Raw genomic sequence first — 373 nt, 5'->3', positions numbered from 1 at the left:
TTTTTGTCGATGACGACGCGATGGCCGACCAGGAAGCGGAAAAGACCCTGGTCGATGTGGCCCGCAGGATCGGCTTCAAGGACATCTCGTTCCAGTACGAGCCGATTGCCGCCGCGTTCGACTACGAGTCGACCATCGAGAAGGAAGAGCTGGTGCTGATCGTCGACATCGGCGGCGGTACGTCCGACTTCTCCCTGGTACGCCTGTCGCCGGATCGCCGCCACAACGACAACCGCCAGAGCGACATCCTCGCCACCGGCGGCGTGCACATCGGCGGTACCGACTTCGACAAACAGCTCAGCCTGCAAGGCATGATGCCGCTGTTCGGCTACGGCAGTCGCATGAAAAGCGGCGCCTACATGCCCACCAGTCA

General features: G+C 61.9%; 1 protein-coding gene. It reads left to right on the top strand.

From position 1 onward, the window contains the following. A partial coding sequence (locus AC0L3B_RS38620; protein ID WP_473382892.1) for an Hsp70 family protein occupies nucleotides 1–373 on the top strand: 373 nt, incomplete at both ends.

Source organism: Bradyrhizobium sp. Kon56, assembly GCF_055807635.1.
The sequence above is the reverse complement of the archived record's forward strand: the minus strand, read 5'-3'. Positions and strand labels throughout refer to the sequence as shown.